The sequence below is a fragment of the Streptomyces sp. NPDC054849 genome (assembly GCF_053610945.1).
Map to the genome: position 1 here is coordinate 1 of NZ_JBSGZI010000139.1, position 16,947 is coordinate 16,947.

General features: G+C 72.1%; 15 protein-coding genes. 10 read left to right on the forward strand and 5 right to left on the reverse strand.

Features of this window, described 5'->3' with window-relative positions; genetic code table 11:
• Nucleotides 1–593: 593 nt before the first annotated feature.
• On the forward strand, nt 594–803 hold the full coding sequence (locus ACWGIF_RS35250; RefSeq protein WP_453503640.1) for a hypothetical protein: 210 nt from the start codon (nt 594–596) through the stop codon (nt 801–803).
• 318 nt (nt 804–1,121) lie between these two features.
• Here the strand turns inward: ACWGIF_RS35250 and ACWGIF_RS35255 are convergent, their stop codons facing one another.
• From ACWGIF_RS35255 to ACWGIF_RS35265, 3 genes are all read right to left on the reverse strand, one after another.
• Nucleotides 1,122–1,544, reverse strand: a complete 423-nt coding sequence (locus ACWGIF_RS35255; protein ID WP_453503642.1) for an STAS domain-containing protein — start codon at nt 1,542–1,544, stop codon at nt 1,122–1,124.
• Nucleotides 1,545–1,756: 212 nt separating this feature from the next.
• On the reverse strand, nt 1,757–2,236 hold the full coding sequence (locus ACWGIF_RS35260) for an anthrone oxygenase family protein (RefSeq protein ID WP_453503644.1): 480 nt from the start codon (nt 2,234–2,236) through the stop codon (nt 1,757–1,759).
• Between the two features lie 5 nt (nt 2,237–2,241).
• Complete coding sequence (locus tag ACWGIF_RS35265) at nt 2,242–2,655, reverse strand: nuclear transport factor 2 family protein (protein ID WP_453503646.1); 414 nt, start codon at nt 2,653–2,655, stop codon at nt 2,242–2,244.
• Nucleotides 2,656–2,851: 196 nt separating this feature from the next.
• Between ACWGIF_RS35265 and ACWGIF_RS35270 the strand changes: the two genes are divergently transcribed.
• From ACWGIF_RS35270 to ACWGIF_RS35290, 5 genes are all read left to right on the forward strand, one after another.
• A complete protein-coding gene (locus ACWGIF_RS35270; RefSeq protein ID WP_453503648.1) occupies nt 2,852–3,391 on the forward strand; it encodes a TetR/AcrR family transcriptional regulator in 540 nt (179 codons plus the stop codon).
• A 330-nt stretch (nt 3,392–3,721) separates the two neighbouring features.
• On the forward strand, nt 3,722–4,090 hold the full coding sequence (locus tag ACWGIF_RS35275) for a PRC-barrel domain-containing protein (RefSeq protein ID WP_453503650.1): 369 nt from the start codon (nt 3,722–3,724) through the stop codon (nt 4,088–4,090).
• Nucleotides 4,091–4,215: 125 nt separating this feature from the next.
• Entirely contained in the window at nt 4,216–5,796 is a 1,581-nt protein-coding gene (locus tag ACWGIF_RS35280) for an FMN-binding glutamate synthase family protein (protein ID WP_453503664.1), read from the forward strand.
• A gap of 126 nt (nt 5,797–5,922) precedes the next feature.
• On the forward strand, nt 5,923–7,650 hold the full coding sequence (locus ACWGIF_RS35285; RefSeq protein WP_453503652.1) for a thiamine pyrophosphate-dependent enzyme: 1,728 nt from the start codon (nt 5,923–5,925) through the stop codon (nt 7,648–7,650).
• A gap of 124 nt (nt 7,651–7,774) precedes the next feature.
• Nucleotides 7,775–8,134: a hypothetical protein gene (locus ACWGIF_RS35290; RefSeq protein WP_453503654.1), complete on the forward strand. Its 360-nt coding sequence runs from the start codon at nt 7,775–7,777 to the stop codon at nt 8,132–8,134.
• Nucleotides 8,135–8,194: 60 nt separating this feature from the next.
• Here the strand turns inward: ACWGIF_RS35290 and ACWGIF_RS35295 are convergent, their stop codons facing one another.
• The gene (locus tag ACWGIF_RS35295) at nt 8,195–9,088 is read right to left on the reverse strand and encodes a YihY/virulence factor BrkB family protein (RefSeq protein ID WP_453503655.1); all 894 of its coding nucleotides are present in this window, start codon (nt 9,086–9,088) and stop codon (nt 8,195–8,197) included.
• Between the two features lie 280 nt (nt 9,089–9,368).
• On the opposite strand from ACWGIF_RS35295, the gene lanKC reads away from it, so the two are divergent.
• The 4 genes from lanKC to ACWGIF_RS35315 all read left to right on the forward strand — a co-directional run bounded on the left by lanKC (nt 9,369) and on the right by ACWGIF_RS35315 (nt 15,838).
• Nucleotides 9,369–12,005 (forward strand): class III lanthionine synthetase LanKC, encoded by a 2,637-nt coding sequence (gene lanKC / locus ACWGIF_RS35300; protein ID WP_453503657.1) that lies wholly within the window; start codon nt 9,369–9,371, stop codon nt 12,003–12,005.
• Nucleotides 12,002–12,136: a SapB/AmfS family lanthipeptide gene (locus tag ACWGIF_RS35305; RefSeq protein ID WP_030655136.1), complete on the forward strand. Its 135-nt coding sequence runs from the start codon at nt 12,002–12,004 to the stop codon at nt 12,134–12,136. The genes lanKC and ACWGIF_RS35305 overlap by 4 nt, the downstream gene beginning before the upstream one ends.
• 67 nt (nt 12,137–12,203) lie before the next feature.
• Nucleotides 12,204–14,060: an ABC transporter ATP-binding protein gene (locus tag ACWGIF_RS35310; RefSeq protein ID WP_453503659.1), complete on the forward strand. Its 1,857-nt coding sequence runs from the start codon at nt 12,204–12,206 to the stop codon at nt 14,058–14,060.
• On the forward strand, nt 14,057–15,838 hold the full coding sequence (locus tag ACWGIF_RS35315) for an ATP-binding cassette domain-containing protein (protein ID WP_453503661.1): 1,782 nt from the start codon (nt 14,057–14,059) through the stop codon (nt 15,836–15,838). Before ACWGIF_RS35310 ends, ACWGIF_RS35315 begins: the two co-directional genes overlap by 4 nt.
• A 97-nt stretch (nt 15,839–15,935) precedes the next feature.
• On the opposite strand, the gene ACWGIF_RS35320 is transcribed toward ACWGIF_RS35315, so the two are convergent.
• Nucleotides 15,936–16,544 (reverse strand): response regulator transcription factor, encoded by a 609-nt coding sequence (locus tag ACWGIF_RS35320; protein ID WP_453503663.1) that lies wholly within the window; start codon nt 16,542–16,544, stop codon nt 15,936–15,938.
• Nucleotides 16,545–16,947 lie beyond the last annotated feature (403 nt).

Consider the following 16,947-nt stretch of genomic DNA (forward strand, 5'->3'; position numbering starts at 1 on the left):
GCCGCCACAACCTGTGATGGGTGTTGCGCAATGCGGACATGTCCGTAACTCTCGCTTGTAAGCGGCAAGTGTCAAAGCCCAGTTGACCGGCACGGAACGGGCCGCGCGATGGTCTTTGCGGCGCCCGAGCGAGGAGGTTTCAGCCACATAAGCAGTTCATTCACGCCACGGCGTGGGCTGTGCGCCGAATGGGTTCAGGCCCTGTAACAGGCACTTCCACCGCTTCCTCGCACACAGTCACCCTTCTCCGCTCCCCTGTACGGATGCCGACCACGACAACGCTGCGGGGCGGCGGCATTACGCCGCCAAGGGCACCGTCCTTGCCCCTCGGCAACCTGGAAGGGGCCCGCAGAACGCACCGGTTCGCGGTGGGGTCCACACCAGTGGGAGGCATCGAACTCCCCTGTGGGCTGCGGCTGGAGGTCGTGCCTGGGTCAACCGTGGGGGCAGGCTGCGCTGATGCGATTGAGGATGGCGACGTCGTCGCAGTAACCCGCCCCAAACATCACTCAACGTGTTTATCGCGCCTGGCATGGGAAACGCTGAGTAGCTACAAGAGGTAAGAGCCCAGGCGAAAGGCGGGAGTCATGTCCGTGAGTATCGGAATCATCCTCGTCGTGGTGACGGTGGTCATCGCTGCGATCGCGCTCGCCCCGGCGGTGGCACCTGCGGAATCCGACCAGGCCGCAGCCCGGTCCCGTGACCAGGAGGCACGCAGGACCGGCTCGAACCGGCGCCCTCCGCGCCGACTGTCCAGCATCCCCCCGCAGCAGACCGGGGACCGCAGGCGAAGCCTCGGCTGACTGGCGGCGGGCGCTCAGCCCGTTCCCCTTGCTGGTTGCCTATGCCGGCCAGGGCGGTCCGGGGCGGCGAAGTCCGCCCTGCGGCATTCGATGGCGAGGCAGGACCAAGAGGTGGGCCCGCGGCCATCGCGAGCCCACCCCTTGGCCGGGGCTACGCCGTCGCGCCAAGGAGCGGAGGCGACAGGGGACAGTGGATCAGGGTCCTGCGTGGTGTGCGCAGTGGTGGCTGGGCGGGGCGGCAGGGCTGCGGCTCACGGCGTTCCCAGTGCAGCAGAAGGACGGCTGCGAGCATGGGGGTGCAGGTCAGGAGTGTGAACATCATGACGTTGCCGCCGCCGTCTGCGAGACAACTCGCGTCGGCTGCTGTGTTGCTGCGGCGGCCGCGCGCAGGAGCCGTTTCACGGCTCGGGAGGGGTTAGCGAGCCTGAGTCTGCGTTCGTGCCGGGGCCACCAGCCGAGGATGGACAGGAAGCCGGAGTCGGCGAAGGTGACGCGGGAGGTCTCCAGCACAAGCCCGGTGCAGCCGTGGTCGGCCGCGGAGGCCAGGAGCGTCCGCAGGGGGGCGGCACTGAAGTGGTCGATCTCCCCACGGAGGCGGACGATCAGAGTGGCGCCGAGGGTGGTGCAGGAGTGGATCACTATGACGCCGGGCGCGGTGTCAGCGCCCGAGTCGTGCACGGTGGGAGGGGCCAGTGGCGCGAGAGTGGCGGGCAGTATCGGGGCGGTGCTTGAGGTACTCACATACCCATCAACGCCTCCCCTCTGGTGCCGGGAAACGAGCCACGCATTCCTTTCACCCCATGCGACCAGCACCGATACCCGAGAGGAGGAAAAAATGCCACCGGATGAGGCGTCAGGCGCCTCGGCCACGGCTTTGTTGCCCCGGACGATGCTGCGGCTGATCGTCAGCGGTTGGGCGCAGAGACTGGAAACGCGCAAGGGCCGGCCTAAGGTCAGTCGTGTGGAGCTGGAGCGGAGTGGCTTCGGTGCAGGGAGAGAAGGATCAGCAGGGCGAAGGCGGCGAACGCGGCGGCCGTGCGTGCGTAGTTGAACGCCTCCCAGCGAGCCAGGATCTCGGCGTGATCGGCGGGTGCCGAGGTGACCGCCCACTGCTTGATACGGCCGTTGATGGGGACGTTGCCGAGACGGGTGATCAGGAAAGACGCAACAGCGAGGAGTGCGGCCCCGCCGGCCAGCCGCCGTGAGGCGCCGCGCGTCATGGCGGCCAGCGCGAGGCCGCTGAGCGCCGACATGCCCATGGCTCCTTGCATGGTGATGCCGTTCATCTGCATCAACTGGGCGTGGAAGGACAGCCTCATGTCGAGCGGTACGGCGTTGAACGTGGGGACGAGGTTGGCCGCTCCGTAGCCGAAGGCGCCGGCAAGGGCGCCGGTGGACAGCAGGGCGAGGCCCTGCACGAGCCGGACACGCATGCGCATCACTCCCCCGTCTCCGGTCCGGTGGGGGTGACGGACCGCGTGAGCTGCTCGGCACGTCGCAGCAGGCCGTCGGGAGTGAACTCCGCGAACATGTGCACTCGCGTGGACACCGCTCCGCCCTTGCGCATCCGGGCGTGGATCGTGAAGCGGGTGGCGATGCGGCCGCCGTCCGCGAACGCCTCGTGCACCTCGAACCGGAACTCGCGCAGGTTCTTGCGTACCGGTCGCAGATGAGCGAGGAGGCGGTCCCAGTCGAGCGCTACGCCGTCGGCGACTTGGACGACGTCACGGGTGTAGTACCTGGACATGAGGTCGGAGGCGTCTTCCGAGCCATGGACCACGGCGTCGGTGAAGGTCGTGAAGAAGTCGGCGACGAACTGCTTGGGCGGTTTCGTGTGGAGAGGGTTCACCATGCTCCTGCCATGCCTCGTGCGTCATGCGCCACGCGTGGGCTACACCTCGCAGTCATCTCTTACGTGCCTGTAAGATATAACGAGCCATTCATTTCTGACAAGGGTGTAAGAGTTGCCTGCTTTTGAGCCCCTGGGCGACGCGTCGCAGCAACCACGGCCTCGCCGTCGCGCCGACGCTGAGCGCAGCAGGGCCGCGGTGCTGGACGCCGCGGCCCGACTGCTGGCCGAGCGGCCCGACGCCGGAATGGCCGCCATCGCCGCCGCGGCCGGCGTGACCCGCCAGACCGTGTACGCGCACTTCGGCACCCGGGACACGCTGCTCGACGCTGTCGCCGACCGGATCACGGACCAGGCCATGGCCGCCATGGACGAGGCGGAGGAGAAAGACGGTCCCGCCCTGGACCAGCTGCTGCAGCTACAGGACATCGGCTGGCGGCTGTTCCAGCGCAACCCGGTGCTTCTCCAGCTCGGAAGCACCCGTGCCGGCGCCCCCGACCATGCCCGGCATGAGCCCGTCGCAGCCCGGCTCACCCGGCTGATCGAGAGGGGTCAGACGTCGGGCGAGTTCGACCCCGCGCCGCCGGCCACCTGGCTGGTGGCCGCAGTCACCGCTGTCGGCCATGCGGCGGGCGACGAGGTCGGCGCGCGCCGCATGTCGGTGGAAGAGGCGGCGGCGTGGCTCCGGTCCGCCACACTCGCCCTCCTTGGGGTCAGGCTCCGGAACCAGGAGCCGTAGGCCACGTCGCTTCCCCAGCGTCAAGCGGTCGATGTGAACGCTCAGCGGTGTGGCGCTGCATATCGGCCTCTCCCGGTCGAAGGCCGGTGGCCGGCGGGCACGGCTGCCTCGGCGGGGAACGCGTAAGCGGGTCATCCCGCGGCCGGCCGCAGCTGTCGCCCGCTCGCCTTCGTCCTCACCGCCGGACCACCCCTTCCGTCCGGACGAATGGTCCACCGGGGGCGGGGCAGGCGGAGTTCACGGGAGAACGCATCCCCTCGCACGACGTGCGAAGGAGGGACGGCCGGGAGTCCCCGGCTGTCCCCTGTCCATCGGAGGAGTTGTTTCCGCGTGACTGAGCATGTGTGGAGTTACAAGTCGACCTCGGGCCACCTGGCCGGTACCGACCTGACCGGCTACAAGGTCGAGGCGACCGACGGCAGTATCGGCAAGGTGGACAAGCACTCCGACGAGGTCGGTGACGCCTATCTGGTCGTGGACACCGGGGTCTGGATCTTCGGCAAGGAGGTCCTGCTGCCGGCGAGCACCGTCGTCAGCATCGACCCGGACGAGCGGACGGTCTTCGTGGACCGGACCAAGGGTCAGATCAAGGACGCCCCCGAGTTCCACCGGGACAAGCACCTCGACGACCCGGGCTACCGGCAGGAACTGGGCACCTACTACGGCCCCACCACCCGCTTCGGCCTCCCGCCCGCCTGACCGGCACAAGCCAGTGGGTCCGGACTCCACGAGTCCGGGCCCACCGCCATGCCCGGGGGCTGGGCGACCGGCACCGGCGGGGGCGGCCGATTGGCCGCCCGACTTCGGGACACAAGTGCGATGTGCTGAAACTCTTGCTGGTGGCTCTGCTCGGCTCACTCGCGGTGGTCGCATGCGCGGCCACCGTCCTCGTCTCGCCCTGGTGGTCGTTCGCGGCCGTCCCCCTGCTCCTGTTCGCGTCGGCGGCCGTCCACGACCTCGTGCAACGGCGACACTCCGTCCTGCGGAACTACCCGCTGCTCGGACACCTCCGCTTCGCCTTGGAGAAGCTGCGGCCGGAGCTCCAGCAGTACTTCATCGAGCGGAACTTCGACGGCCGCCCCTTCGACCGCGACACCCGCAGCATCGTCTACGCGCGCGCCAAGGGCACCGACGCGGAGGAGCCGTTCGGCACCGAGCTCGACCTCTACCGGGCCGGCAGCGAATACCTCACCCCCTCGATGGCCCCTCGCCCGGTACACACCACCCCGCCCCGGGTCCGGATCGGCGGACCCGACTGCACCCGGCCCTACGACATGGGCCTGCTGAACGTGTCGGCGATGAGCTTCGGCTCGCTGTCGGCCCGAGCCGTACTCGCCCTCAACACCGGTGCCCGGCTGGGTGGCTTCGCCCACGACACCGGCGAGGGCGGACTGTCGCAGTACCACCTGCGCCCCGGCGGGGACCTCGTGTGGGAGATCGGCACCGGATACTTCGGCTGCAGGACGGACGACGGCGACTTCGACGAACGGAAGTTCGCCGAGAAGGCCTCCCACGAGCAGGTCAAGTGCGTGTCGTTGAAGATCAGCCAGGGCGCCAAGCCCGGTATGGGGGGCGTGCTGCCGGGTGCCAAGGTGAATGCGGAGATCGCGAAGGTCCGTGGCGTCCCGCAAGGCGAGACCGTCATCTCGCCGCCCTTCCACCGGGTGTACTCCACACCGCGCGAGCTGGTGCGCTTCCTGGCCCGGATGCGCGAGCTCGCCGGCGGAAAGCCCGTCGGATTCAAATTGTGCGTCGGTTCGCGCCGCGAGTTCCTCGCCGTGTGCAAGGCCATGCTGGATGAGGGCAGCACGCCGGACTTCATCGTCGTCGACGGGGCGGAGGGCGGGACGGGCGCGGCGCCGCTGGAGTTCGTGGACAACCTCGGCCTGCCGCTCGGAGAGGGGCTGATGGCCGTGCACAACGCCCTCGTGGGCGTCGGGCTGCGCGACCGGATCCGGATCGGAGCCAGCGGCAAAATCGCCACCGGCAGCGACCTCGTCAAACGGCTGCTCCAGGGAGCCGACTACACCAATGCCGGCCGCGCCATGATGTTCGCCGTCGGCTGCATCCAGGCCCAGCGCTGCCACACCAACACCTGCCCCGTCGGGGTCGCCACGCAGGACGAGCGGCGCGCCCGGGCCGTCGACGTCCCCGCCAAGTCGCAGCGTGTACGGCGCTATCAGCAGGCCACGGTCAAGAGCGCCCTCCAGATCATGGCCTCGATGGGGGTCGACGACCCGCGCGGGCTGCGACCCTCCATGCTGCTCCAGCGGGTGGACCCGCACACCGTCCGCTCGTACGCCGAACTCCACACGTGGCTCACCCCGGGGCAGCTCCTCGCATCGGCGCCCGCCGACTGGGCATCCGATTGGGAGGCGGCCGACCCGGACCGCTTCACCCACTGAACCCGGTATGCGCGCACGCACCTGCTTTCGCATGGGCACCCGTACTCGCACTCGGACTCGGACTCGCACCCGCGGGCGCGCCCGCGGCCGCGCCGAAGGGGCCGTACCTCACCGAAAGGCATTCCTGTGTCACGAACCGTCGCCCACGTCATCGTCGACGCACTCCAAGACCTGGGCGTCAAGCACGTCTTCGGAGTCGTCGGAGACGCCTTGAACCCCCTGACCGACGCGATCCGCACCACGGACGGCCTGGACTGGGTCGGCTGCCGGCACGAGGAGGCCGCGGCCTTCGCCGCCGGAGCGCAGTCCCAGCTCTCGGGCGTCCTCGGCGTGTGCATGGGTACGGTGGGACCGGGCTCCGTGCACCTCCTCAACGGGCTGTACGACGCGGCCAAGAGCCGTGCCCCTGTGCTCGCCGTCTGCGGCCAGGTCCCGCTCGCCGAGATCGGCAGCGACTACTTCCAGGAAGTGGACAACGATCTGCTCTTCCGTGACGTGGCCGTCTACCGTGCCACCGTCACCTCCCCGGACCAGATGCCCCGGATGCTGGAATCCGCGGTCCGCGCGGCGGTCGGCCAAGGCGGAGTGGCGGTGCTCACCGTGCCCGCAGACCTGGGCGACCGGGAACTCGGCGAGGACCGGCCCGCCCGGTTCGCCCTCGACCGCGCCGTCACCCGGCCGGACGACCCGGCCCTCGCCGACGCCGCCGACCTCCTGAACACCGCCTCGCGGGTCACCCTGCTGGTCGGTCGGGGAGCCCGCGAGGCGCGTACCGAAGTACTCCGTACCGCAGAGCAGCTCGGCGCCCCCATGGTGCTCACCCTGAAGGCGAAGGAGGGATTCGAGGGCGACAACGCCTACCAGGTGGGCCAGACCGGCCTGATCGGCAACCCCGCCGCCGCGCACGCGCTCGACCGCGGCGACGTCCTGCTCATGCTGGGCACCGACTTCCCCTACCGCGACTGGTACCCGAAGGGCTGCAAGGTCGTCCAGGTCGACTCCCGCGAGGAGCACCTGGGCCGGCGGGTGCCCGTGGACGTGGGTCTGGCCGGGGACGTGGGGGCGACGCTGCGGGCCCTGCTGCCGCTGCTGGAGAAGGCGCCGGACCGTGCCCACCTGGTGGACGCCCGGGATCGGTTCGCGCAGTGGCGGGAAGGACAGCAGCGCCTGGCCGATCCGGCTCACGAGCACCGTCTGACCGGCAGGCTGCGGGCGGCCCTGGACAACAGGGACCATGCCATACGGCCCGAAGCCCTGGCCGCCGCGGTGGACGCGTACGCCGCCGAGGACGCCGTCTTCACCTCCGACACCGGGATGGCCACCGTCTGGCTCTCCCGCTTCGTCACCATGCGCGGCGGTCGACGCCTGATCGGTTCGTACAACCTCGGATCCATGGCCAATGCAATGCCCCAGGCCCTCGGGGCCCAGCTCTGGGCGCCGGACCGTCAGATCGTCGCGCTCTGCGGTGACGGCGGCCTGAGCATGCTGTTGGGCGACCTCATGACCATCAGGGCGTACCAACTGCCGGTGAAGATCGTCGTCTTCGACAACCGCCGTCTGGGCATGGTCAAACTCGAACAGGAACAGGCCGGCCTGCCCGAGTTCGGCACGGATCTCGACAACCCCGACTTCGCCGCGGTCGCCACCGCCCTGGGGCTCACGGGCATCCGGGTCAGCGACCCGGCCGACCTCCACGACGGCGTGCGGAGGGCGTTCGAGACTCCGGGCCCCGTCCTGCTGGACGTCCTGACCAACCCCGAGGAGGTGGCGGTCCCCGGGAAGCCGACGGTGGGTCAGGGGTGGGGATTCGCCCTCGCCAAGGTCAGGGAGATCCTTCCGGGCCGAGAGGGCTGACCGGCTGGGCCGGTTCGACGACGGCCCCGGTGTCCCGGCCCTCCGCACGCGTGATCCGCCCGTTACCGGGTACCCGCGCAGCACACCACCCGAACACGGAGAGCTTGAAGGAGAGGGCACCCCGATGACGATGACATCGCATGGCGACAACTACTCCATCCCGACCGCGACCGAGCTCCGTCGGCAGGCCGCATGGGCCACCGGCCGGCTGAGGGATACGGCTGTGCACGTCGGGCGTCTCGTGGAGGACAAGACGCCGGATCCGATTCTCGCCGGGGCGGTCCGCACGGCAACACGCGTCCGCGAGACGGCTGCCCGCGCCGGACGCCTCGCCGGGGACAAGAAGTTCGACTCCGCGCGGGCGAAGGCCGGTCGGGCCGCGGCCCTGGCGCGGGCCAACCGCACCGCGTTGACCACGGTGGCGGGCGTACTGGCCGCCGCGCTGCTCGCCCGGCGGGCGCGGCGAGCGCGGCGTGCGAGGTAAGGACGTCGTCCAGGGCGGCCCGGCCGAGCCCGGCGTGGCGGCACCCGCGGCCGCCGACGCTCAGGCCCGCGGCCGGGCCGCCGGGTGCCGTGCCCGTTCGGCGTTGAACTGGGCTCCGGTGAGCAGAGCCAGATTGGCGAACCAGAGCCATACGACGAAGACCACGACGCCGGCCAGCGAGCCGTAGAGGCGGCCGTACGTGTCCAGCTCCGTGTAGAGCGTGAAGAGCGCTGAGGCGGCCAGCCAGAGCAGGGCCGCCAGTACCCCGCCGGCCAGGCCCTGGCGGGTGCCCCGGCTCTGGGCCGGGCCGGTACGGAAGAGGACCAGCACCAGGAGGGTGACGACCACCAGCAGCACGGGCCAGCGCAGGAGCGCGATGGTGTCCGGGCCTCCTCCGGCGGCGCGTGCGACCCATCGGGCCGGCGGCCCGGACACGACCAGCCCCGCGGCGCCGACGATGAGGAGGGTCAACAGCAGCACGGCGTTGATCAGCAGCGTGTGGGCCGCGCGCAGTGGCCGCCGCGTATCGGGCACCCGGTGCATCGTGTGCAGGGCGCGGCGGAACACCGCGAGGTAACTGCACGCCGACCACAGTGCGCTCACCACGCCGCTGAGCAGCAGAGCCCACATCGACGAGTGTTCCGTCGAGAGGCCACCGAGCGCGTCACGGAGCAGCTGCGCCGATTGCGGGGGTGCGTACGCGGTGAGGTCGGTGATCAGCCGGTCCCTCGCCGCCCCGCCCAGCAGCCCCACCAGGGAGACGGCGATGACGAGGGCGGGCAGCAGCGCCAGCAGGGCGTAGTAGGTGAGCGCGGCCGCGTGGTCGGCGAGATTGTCCGTCCAGACGCGGACGGCCGTACCCCGCAACTCGGCGCGGGTGCGCGCCGCGAGGGCGGTGGCGGTGGCGGGAGGACCGCCTCGGCGTGATGCGGCGGTGCGGGGGATGTCGGTCACGCCGTGCGCGTGCCCTGCGGGCCCGCCCCCATGCGCCCGTGAGGTCCGCACATCCGCCCACCCGCGCCGTCGGTGTCCCGACACGGCCGGAGCACTCCTCGGAGACCTGCTGATCAGCCGGCGACCGGGGGCGCGCCGTACACCCGCGCCGCGGCCACCGGTGGTACCCCCGGGCTTCGTGACTCGTGAGTACTGCACACCCCATCGATGACAACCGTGACTGTCGCCGCGTCCGCCGGGCGTGACACGGTCGGGACTGACATCGACCGAGGGAGCAGGTGTGAACAAGGGGTACGCCGCCTTCTGCGACGCCGACCGCTGGTTCTACGACGCGCCGTACCGGCGGGCCGGCGAGAGCTACCCGGCCGCCCTCGCCGCCGTCCCGGCGGGGTGGCGCTCGCACCGCAGCGGGGACTGGCTCGCGCTGCGTCCCGTCGGCGCCGAACTGCCTGCGCAGGGCTGGAAGATCCATGTCTCGGCCACGCTCGACAACGCCGAGTCGGTGCTGACGACGGTGTACGAGTACTGCACCGTCCGGAGCATCGCCTTCAAGTTCATACCGAGCCGCTACCTGCTGCACCTGCGCAACGCCAAGTACGCCGACCGCGCGGCGAGCGGGAAGTTCATCACGGTGTATCCGGCCGACGAGCAGCAGTGCCGCCGGATCGCGGAGGACCTCGACGCGGCGCTGGCGGGGGCGTCCGGCCCGTACATCCTCAGCGATCTGCGCTGGGGCGCCGGACCGGTCCACCTGCGCTACGGCAGCTTCACCCTGCGGCACTGCTACGGGGAGCACGGCGAGCTGGTCCCGGCGATCGAGACGCCCGACGGCCGGCTCGTACCGGACCGGCGCGGACCGGTCTTCCAGCCGCCCGAGTGGCTCGAACTGCCCGACTTCGTGAAGCCGCACCTCGCGGCGCGCTCCGCCGTCACCCTGACCGGCCTCCCCTTCACGGTGGAGCGGGCCCTGCACTTCTCCAACGGCGGCGGCGTCTACCTCGGCAAGGACGGCCGCAGCGGCGCCGCCGTGGTCCTGAAGGAGGCCCGGCCGCACGCCGGCCTCGCCGCCGACGGCGCCGACGCCGTGACCCGGCTGCACCGCGAACAGGCCGCGCTGGAACGACTTGCGGGCCTGGACTGCGTACCGGCGGTCCGCGGCGCCTTCACGGTCGGCGACCATCACTTCCTGGTGCTGGAGCACCTCGCCGGCAAACCGCTCAACACCTACTTCGCCCGGCGCCACCCGCTCATCGAGGCGGACCCCGCCCCGGCGGAGCTCGCCTCGTACACCGCATGGGCGCTGAAGATCCATCAGCGGGTGACGGAGGCCGTCGACGCCGTCCACGCCCGCGGGGTGGTCTTCAACGACCTTCACCTCTTCAACATCATGGTGGCGGAGGACGAGACGGGCGAGCCCTCCGTCTCGCTGCTGGACTTCGAGGCGGCGGCGCACGTCGACGAGGGGCTGCGGCAGACCGTGGCCAACCCCGCCTTCGTCGCCCCGGCCGAGCGGCGCGGATTCGCCGTCGACCGCTACGCCCTCGCCTGCCTGCGGCTCGCGCTGTTCCTCCCCTTGACCAGTCTGCTCGTCCTGGACCGCGCCAAGGCCGCGCACCTGGCCGACGTCGCCGCCGAGCAGTTCCCCGTACCGCGCCGGTTCCTCGACGAGGCCGTCGAGGAGATCCTGTCGGGCGTTCCGCAGGGCGAACCGGGCGGCGGCCTGTCCTCGCCGGCCCGGCCGTACCTGCCCGTCGAGCCACGGCAATGGCCGGCCGCCCGTACGTCGATGACCGCGGCGCTGCGCGCGAGCGCCACCCCGGACCGGGAGGACCGCTTCCTCCCGGGCGACATCGCCCAGTTCGCGACCGCCGGCGGAGGCGTCGGCTTCGGCAACGGGATCGCCGGGGTGCTCCACGCGCTCGCCGAGACCGGCGCCGGACCCTGGCCCGAGGCCGAGCAATGGCTGCTCGACCGGACCGCGGAACCGGTCTCCGGCACTCCGCTCGGCTTCTACGACGGCCTCGCCGGGACGGCCTGGACGCTGCACCGGCTCGGACACCAGGACCGCGCCCTTGCCCTCGCCGATCAACTGCTGCACCAGCCCTGGGAGAGCGCGGGCCCCGACCTGCACAGCGGGCTCGCCGGCATCGGCCTCGCCCTGGACGCGCTCGGCACCGCGAGCGGCGAGAGCGAGCTGCACACCGCGGCCCTGCGCTGCGCCGAACTGATCGCCCGCCCGGAGCGGCGCCCCGCCCGCGCGGGTCTGCTGTACGGAAACTCCGGTCCGGCCCTGCTGCTCGTGCGGCTGTACGAGCGCACGGGCGACAAGGAACTGCTGATCCAGGCCGCCCACGCGCTCCACTGCGACCTCGACCGCTGCGTCACCAGCGCGTACGGCACCCTCCAGGTGAACGAGGGCTGGCGCACGATGCCGTACCTCGGTGAGGGCAGCGTCGGCATCGGCATGGTGCTCGACGACTGGCTGGAGCACGGTCCGGACGAGCGCTTCGAACAGGCCCGGCGCGAGATCGTCCGGGCGGCGCAGGCGACCTTCTACGCCCAGCCCGGGCTGATGCGCGGCGCCGCCGGCATGATCCTCCACCTGGCCCGGACCACCACGCCGGGTCCTGGCACCGGCCCCGAAGCCATAGCCCGCCAGATCGACGCACTGGCCCGGCACGCCGTGCCGTACCAGGGGCATCTGGCCTTCCCCGGCGAGCAGATGATGCGGCTGTCCATGGACCTCACCACGGGCACGGCCGGCGCTCTCCTCGCCCTCGGCAGCGCGGCGCCCGGCGGGCGCGCGCACCTGCCGTTCCTTCCGCCGCTGCGCGACAGCGCCGCGGCCCACCAGCCGGTCCCATCCGGGGCCGTGACCCATCGCACCACTCGAGAGAAGAAGAGGAATCTGACATGACGCTTCTTGACCTGCAGTCGATGGAGACCCCGAAGGAAGAGACCACCGAGGTCGCGATGACGGGTGGCGGCAGCCGGGCCAGCCTGCTCCTGTGCGGTGACAGCAGCCTGAGCATCACGACCTGTAACTGATCGGCTCACCTCGGGCCCGGGCGGTTCGCCGCCCGGGCCCGCACCACATCACTGGAGGCGTCCGCGGATGAGCCCCCCTGACGCGGCGGTCGACACGGCGCGGGCGCCGGCGCCCGCCCTGGCGCGCAGCGCCGACCGGGCCCTCGTGGAAGCGGCCCGGCACAGTGGTGGGCGCACCGCCGCGGTCCTCGGATGCGCGGTGACGGCCGCCGTGGCGGCACTCGCCGAACCCGCCGTCCTCGGCCACACCCTCGACCTGCTGCTCCGCCGCGACCCGTCGGGCCCCGTCTGGACGCTGCTGTGCGCCGTGGTCATCGCGGCCGAAGTCGCGCTGGACGCCGCAGCCGCACGGCTGACCGGTGAGGTGGACGGCCGCTCCACCGCCCGCCTGCGCAGGCTCGCACTCGCCCGGCTGCTGTGGACCGCCCCACACCACGCGACCCCGTACGCACCGGGCGAAACCTCCGCGCGGCTGACCGCACACGCCACCGAGGCGGGGAAGGTCCCGGCCGCCGTCGCCCACGCCGCCGCCGCACTCCTGCCGCCGCTCGGCGCGGTGGCCGCACTGTTCCTCATCGATCTGTGGACGGCGCTCACCTTCCTCGTGGGCCTTCCGCTGCTGGTGCTCCTGCTGCGGTCCTTCACCCGCGACACCTTCACCAGCGTCACCCGCTACCAGCAGGTGCAGCTCGCCACCGCCGGACGCCTCGTGGAGGCACTGTCCGGCGCCCGCACGATCGCCGCCGCGGGAACCGCGGACCGTGAACGCGGGCGCATCCTCGCGCAGTTGCCCGAGCTCAGCGCCGAGGGCAGGCGCATGTGGCAGGTGTTCGGTGGTACGACGGCCCGGTCCGCGGCCCTCATGCCGCTGCTCCTGTACGCGGTCCTCGCGGTCGGCGGCATCCGCCTGTCGGCCGGGGCCATCGGGACCGGCGAACTCCTCGCCGCCCTACGGTACGCGGGCCTGGCGGCCGGAGTCGGCTCCGTGACCGGCGGGCTGACGGCCGTCCTCCGCGGCCGGTCCGCCGCCCGGCGGACCGCCGCCCTGCTGGACCTGCCCCCGCTCGGCCACGGCCGGGCCGAGCTGCCGGAAGGCGGCTCCGGCACCCTGGAACTGCGCGATGTCCGGGTCGTGCGCGGTGGATCCACGGTCCTGCACGACATCAGCCTGGTCATTCCCGGCGGCACCACCGTGGCGGTGGTGGGCCGGTCGGGCGCAGGCAAGTCGCTGTTCGCCGCAGTGGCCGGCCGGCTCACCGACCCCGACGCGGGCCAGGTGCTGCTGGACGGCGTACCACTGCCGGAGGTGACAGCGGAAGCACTGCGCCGCGAGGTCGGGTACGCCTTCGACAGGCCTGTGCTGCTCGGGGACACGGTCGGCGATGCGATCGGCTTCGGAGCCGGCCCCTACCCCGGCCCGCAAGCGGTCCGGGCCGCGGCCCGTGCCGCGGGCGCCGACTTGTTCGTACGGCGCCTGCCCGACGGGTACGGCACCCGCCTCGGCGACGCGCCGTTGTCCGGCGGGGAGGCCCAACGTCTGGGGCTGGCACGGGCGTTCTGCCATGCGGGCCGGCTCCTCATCTTGGATGACGCCACCTCCAGCCTCGACACCGTCACCGCCCGTGAGGTCGAGCGGGCGCTCGCCCACGAGGTCCGGCCCGGCACCCGGATCGTGGTCGCGCACCGCCTCTCGTCCGCCGCCCGCGCCGACCTCGTCGTATGGCTCGAGGAGGGACGGATGAGGGCGGTCGGCACCCACGCCGAGCTGTGGCGGAGCGACCCCGCCTACCGATCGGTGTTCGCCGCCGCCGCGCGGACGGGAACCGAAGGGGAAGCGGCGACGGAGGCGACGAGGAGGGCGGCCGCGGGCTCGGAAGCGGACGATCGCCCCACGCCCCCGACGAAGCAGGAGGCGGGGCGGTGACCGAAGCCGAGACCTGGCGCCGGGTGGCCCCCGAGGGCCGGCGGTACCTGCGGGGTCGCACGGGCGCTCTGGGGCGCCTGGCGGCATGGTCGCTCCTGGAGTCCGCGCACACGTTCCTCGGCGGCTACGGCGTGGCCCGCGCCCTCGACGACGGCTTCCTCGCCGGCCGCACCGCCACCGGACTGGCCTGGCTGGCCGCGGCCGGAGCGGGAGCACTGCTCGGCGGGTTCGCGCTGCGCGGTGTGTTCGCCGGGCTCGCGGATCTCGTGGAGCCGCTGCGGGACGGACTGGTGCGGCGGGCGGTGCGGCAGGCGCTGGATCGCGCGGTCGCCGACCCGGCGCGGGTTCCCGACGCGGGCGCGGTGTCCCGGCTGACCCAGCAGACGGAGATGGCCCGGGACTCCTTCGCGGGGCTGGTCCTGACGGTGCGTTCGTTCGTGTTCACCGCCGTGGGCGCCTTCGCGGGCATGGCAGCCCTGGCTCCGGTCCTGCTGCTGATCGTGCTGCCGCCCCTGCTGCTGGGCGTGGCGGCCTTCATGGCGACACTCCGACCGATGGCGTCCGTGCAACGCCGGTACCTGGACACCGACGAGGCGCTGTCCGACCGGGTGGGGGCGCTGGCGGAGGGACTGCGTGACATCGCCGCCTGCGGTGGACAGACGGCGGCGCAGGCCCGCGTGATGCCCCTGATCGCCGACCAGGAGCGGCTGGCGCGCACGCTCGCGCGCTGGGCGGCCCTGCGGACCCTGGCGTTGGGTACCGCGGGCCGGCTTCCGGTGATCGCACTGCTCGCCGCGACACCTTGGCTGCTCGGCCACGGGATCACCGCCGGTGCGCTGGCCGGCGGCCTGATGTACGTGGTGCAGGCCTTGCTGCCGGCGCTCAACTCCCTGATGACGGCATTGGGTGCGGCCGGAACCCGTTTGCTGGTGGTCCTCGAACGCTTCTGCGCCCCCTTGCCGCCGGCCCGCGGCGCCTGCCCGGCGACGAAGCCGCAGGGGCCCGTCCGCGCCGGACGGCCGACCGGCGCCGCCGCGGCGGCGGCGGCGGAGCTCCGGGGCGTCACCTTCGCCTACGGCCACGGCGCGACGCCCGTGCTCGACGCCCTCGACCTGGTGGTGCGGCCGGGCGAGCACCTGGCCGTCGTCGGGCCGAGCGGCATCGGCAAGTCCACGCTCACCGCGCTGCTCGCCGGGCTGCTGTCACCCGACGCGGGCACGGTACTCGTCGCGGGCGCGGCCGCCCGCCGGGACCCGGATGCCACAGGCCCGGACCCGCGGCGAACCCTGCTGCCCCAGCAGGCGTACGTGTTCACCGGCACCGTGCGCGAGAACCTGACCCACCTGTCCCCGGAGCCGGGGGACCCCGGGTCCGGGGATGCCCGGGTGTGGCGCGCCATCAGCGCCCTGGGACTGGACGGCCTGGTGGAACGGCTGGGCGGCCTGGATGCCGAGGTGTCACCCCGGTCGTTGTCCCGCGGCGAGAGCCAGCACCTCGCGCTCGCCGCCGCCTACCTCTCGCCGGCACCGCTTCTGCTGCTCGACGAGGCCACCTGTCACCTGGACCCGAGCACGGAGGACCGTGCCGAACGAGCCCTTGCGGACCGGCCCGGCACCCTCGTCGTCGTGGCCCACCGCGTCTCGTCCGCGGCCCGCGCCGACCGGGTCCTCGTCTTGGACGGGACTCGCGCCGTGTGCGGCACCCATGCGGAACTCCCGGCCAGGTCGCCCCTGTACCGGGATCTGGTGGGGAAGTGGAACGGGACGACGGACGGATGACGCGGCCGGCCCGTCCGTCCGTCCATCGGCCCATCCGCCCATCCGCCTATCCGCCCATCCGTGGATCAGACCATCCGCGGATCAGACCATCCGCGGATCAGACCCAGCCCGCCCGCCGGGAGATCCGGATCGCGTCGATGAGATTGCGCGCGCCCGTCTTGCGGGTCGCCGCGGCCATGTAGTTGCGTACCGTCCCGCTCGCCAGGTGCAGTGTGCGGGCTATCTCCGCGATGGAATCGCCCTCCGCGGCCCGCGCGAGGACGCTGAGTTCCCGCGGACTCAGCGGTACGGGGTCCGTCTCCATGAAGGCCGAGGCCAGCGAGGCATCGATGAACCGTTCCCCAGCGGCGACCCGCCGGACGGCCCGTACGAGCCGCCCGGGTGAGCCGTCCTTGTCGACGTAGCCGCGGGCCTCAGCCCGGAAGGCCCGGTGCAGCGAGCCGGGGGCGCCGGTCGATGCGAGCACCAGCACCGGAGAGGGGGAGGCGAGGACCTGACGGTCCGCGCGCCCGCTGTCGGCCAGGACCGCCGTCGTCCCCGGACAGTCGAGGTCGACGACCGTCACATCTGGCCGTAAGGACTCGGCCTGGCGCGCCGCGGTCCGCCAGCCCGCCGATGTGACCTCGAAGGGCCCTTCCGATCTCAGCAGTGCGGCCAGGGCGGACCGGACCAGGCTGACGCTGTGCAGGACCAGGACCTTCGTCATCTTGTGCTCTCCTCGGTGGACGAACCAGCAGCACCAGGCGGCTGCCCCCGTACACGGGAGATGGAACGTCACTGCGGGGGGCGTGCAGGGGCGCACGCGCAAGTTGGCCGGATACCCCAGGAATGCGGCTTCCCTTCGGCGGGTAACCGCCTTGAAGACCGGCTCCCTCCTGCCCACTCCTGTCCCTCCCGCCCCTCCCGCTCCTGCGGACGGGATCGCACGGCTCGTCCGACGGCGACCGTCGGCAGCAGCAGCCACGGTCCTGCCCACCCAGGGCCAGGGCTCCCTCAACCTTGGTCGAGATCAATCGATATGATCATATGGCGGCATGACCACCAGGACTCTCTACCTGCTCTGCTCCGCCGCCCCACCCGTCTTCGACGTCGCCCACGTCATCGAAGAC

Excerpts from the sequence above, each read along its gene's own strand:
- ACWGIF_RS35260 (WP_453503644.1), bottom strand. The coding sequence starts at position 2,236 with ATGCGTGTCCGGCTCGTGCAGGGCCTCGCCCTGCTGTCCACCGGCGCC.
- ACWGIF_RS35265 (WP_453503646.1), bottom strand. The coding sequence starts at position 2,655 with ATGGTGAACCCTCTCCACACGAAACCGCCCAAGCAGTTCGTCGCCGAC.
- ACWGIF_RS35290 (WP_453503654.1), top strand. The coding sequence starts at position 7,775 with ATGACGATGACATCGCATGGCGACAACTACTCCATCCCGACCGCGACC.
- ACWGIF_RS35305 (WP_030655136.1), top strand. The coding sequence starts at position 12,002 with ATGACGCTTCTTGACCTGCAGTCGATGGAGACCCCGAAGGAAGAGACC.
- ACWGIF_RS35310 (WP_453503659.1), top strand. The coding sequence starts at position 12,204 with ATGAGCCCCCCTGACGCGGCGGTCGACACGGCGCGGGCGCCGGCGCCC.
- ACWGIF_RS35320 (WP_453503663.1), bottom strand. The coding sequence starts at position 16,544 with ATGACGAAGGTCCTGGTCCTGCACAGCGTCAGCCTGGTCCGGTCCGCC.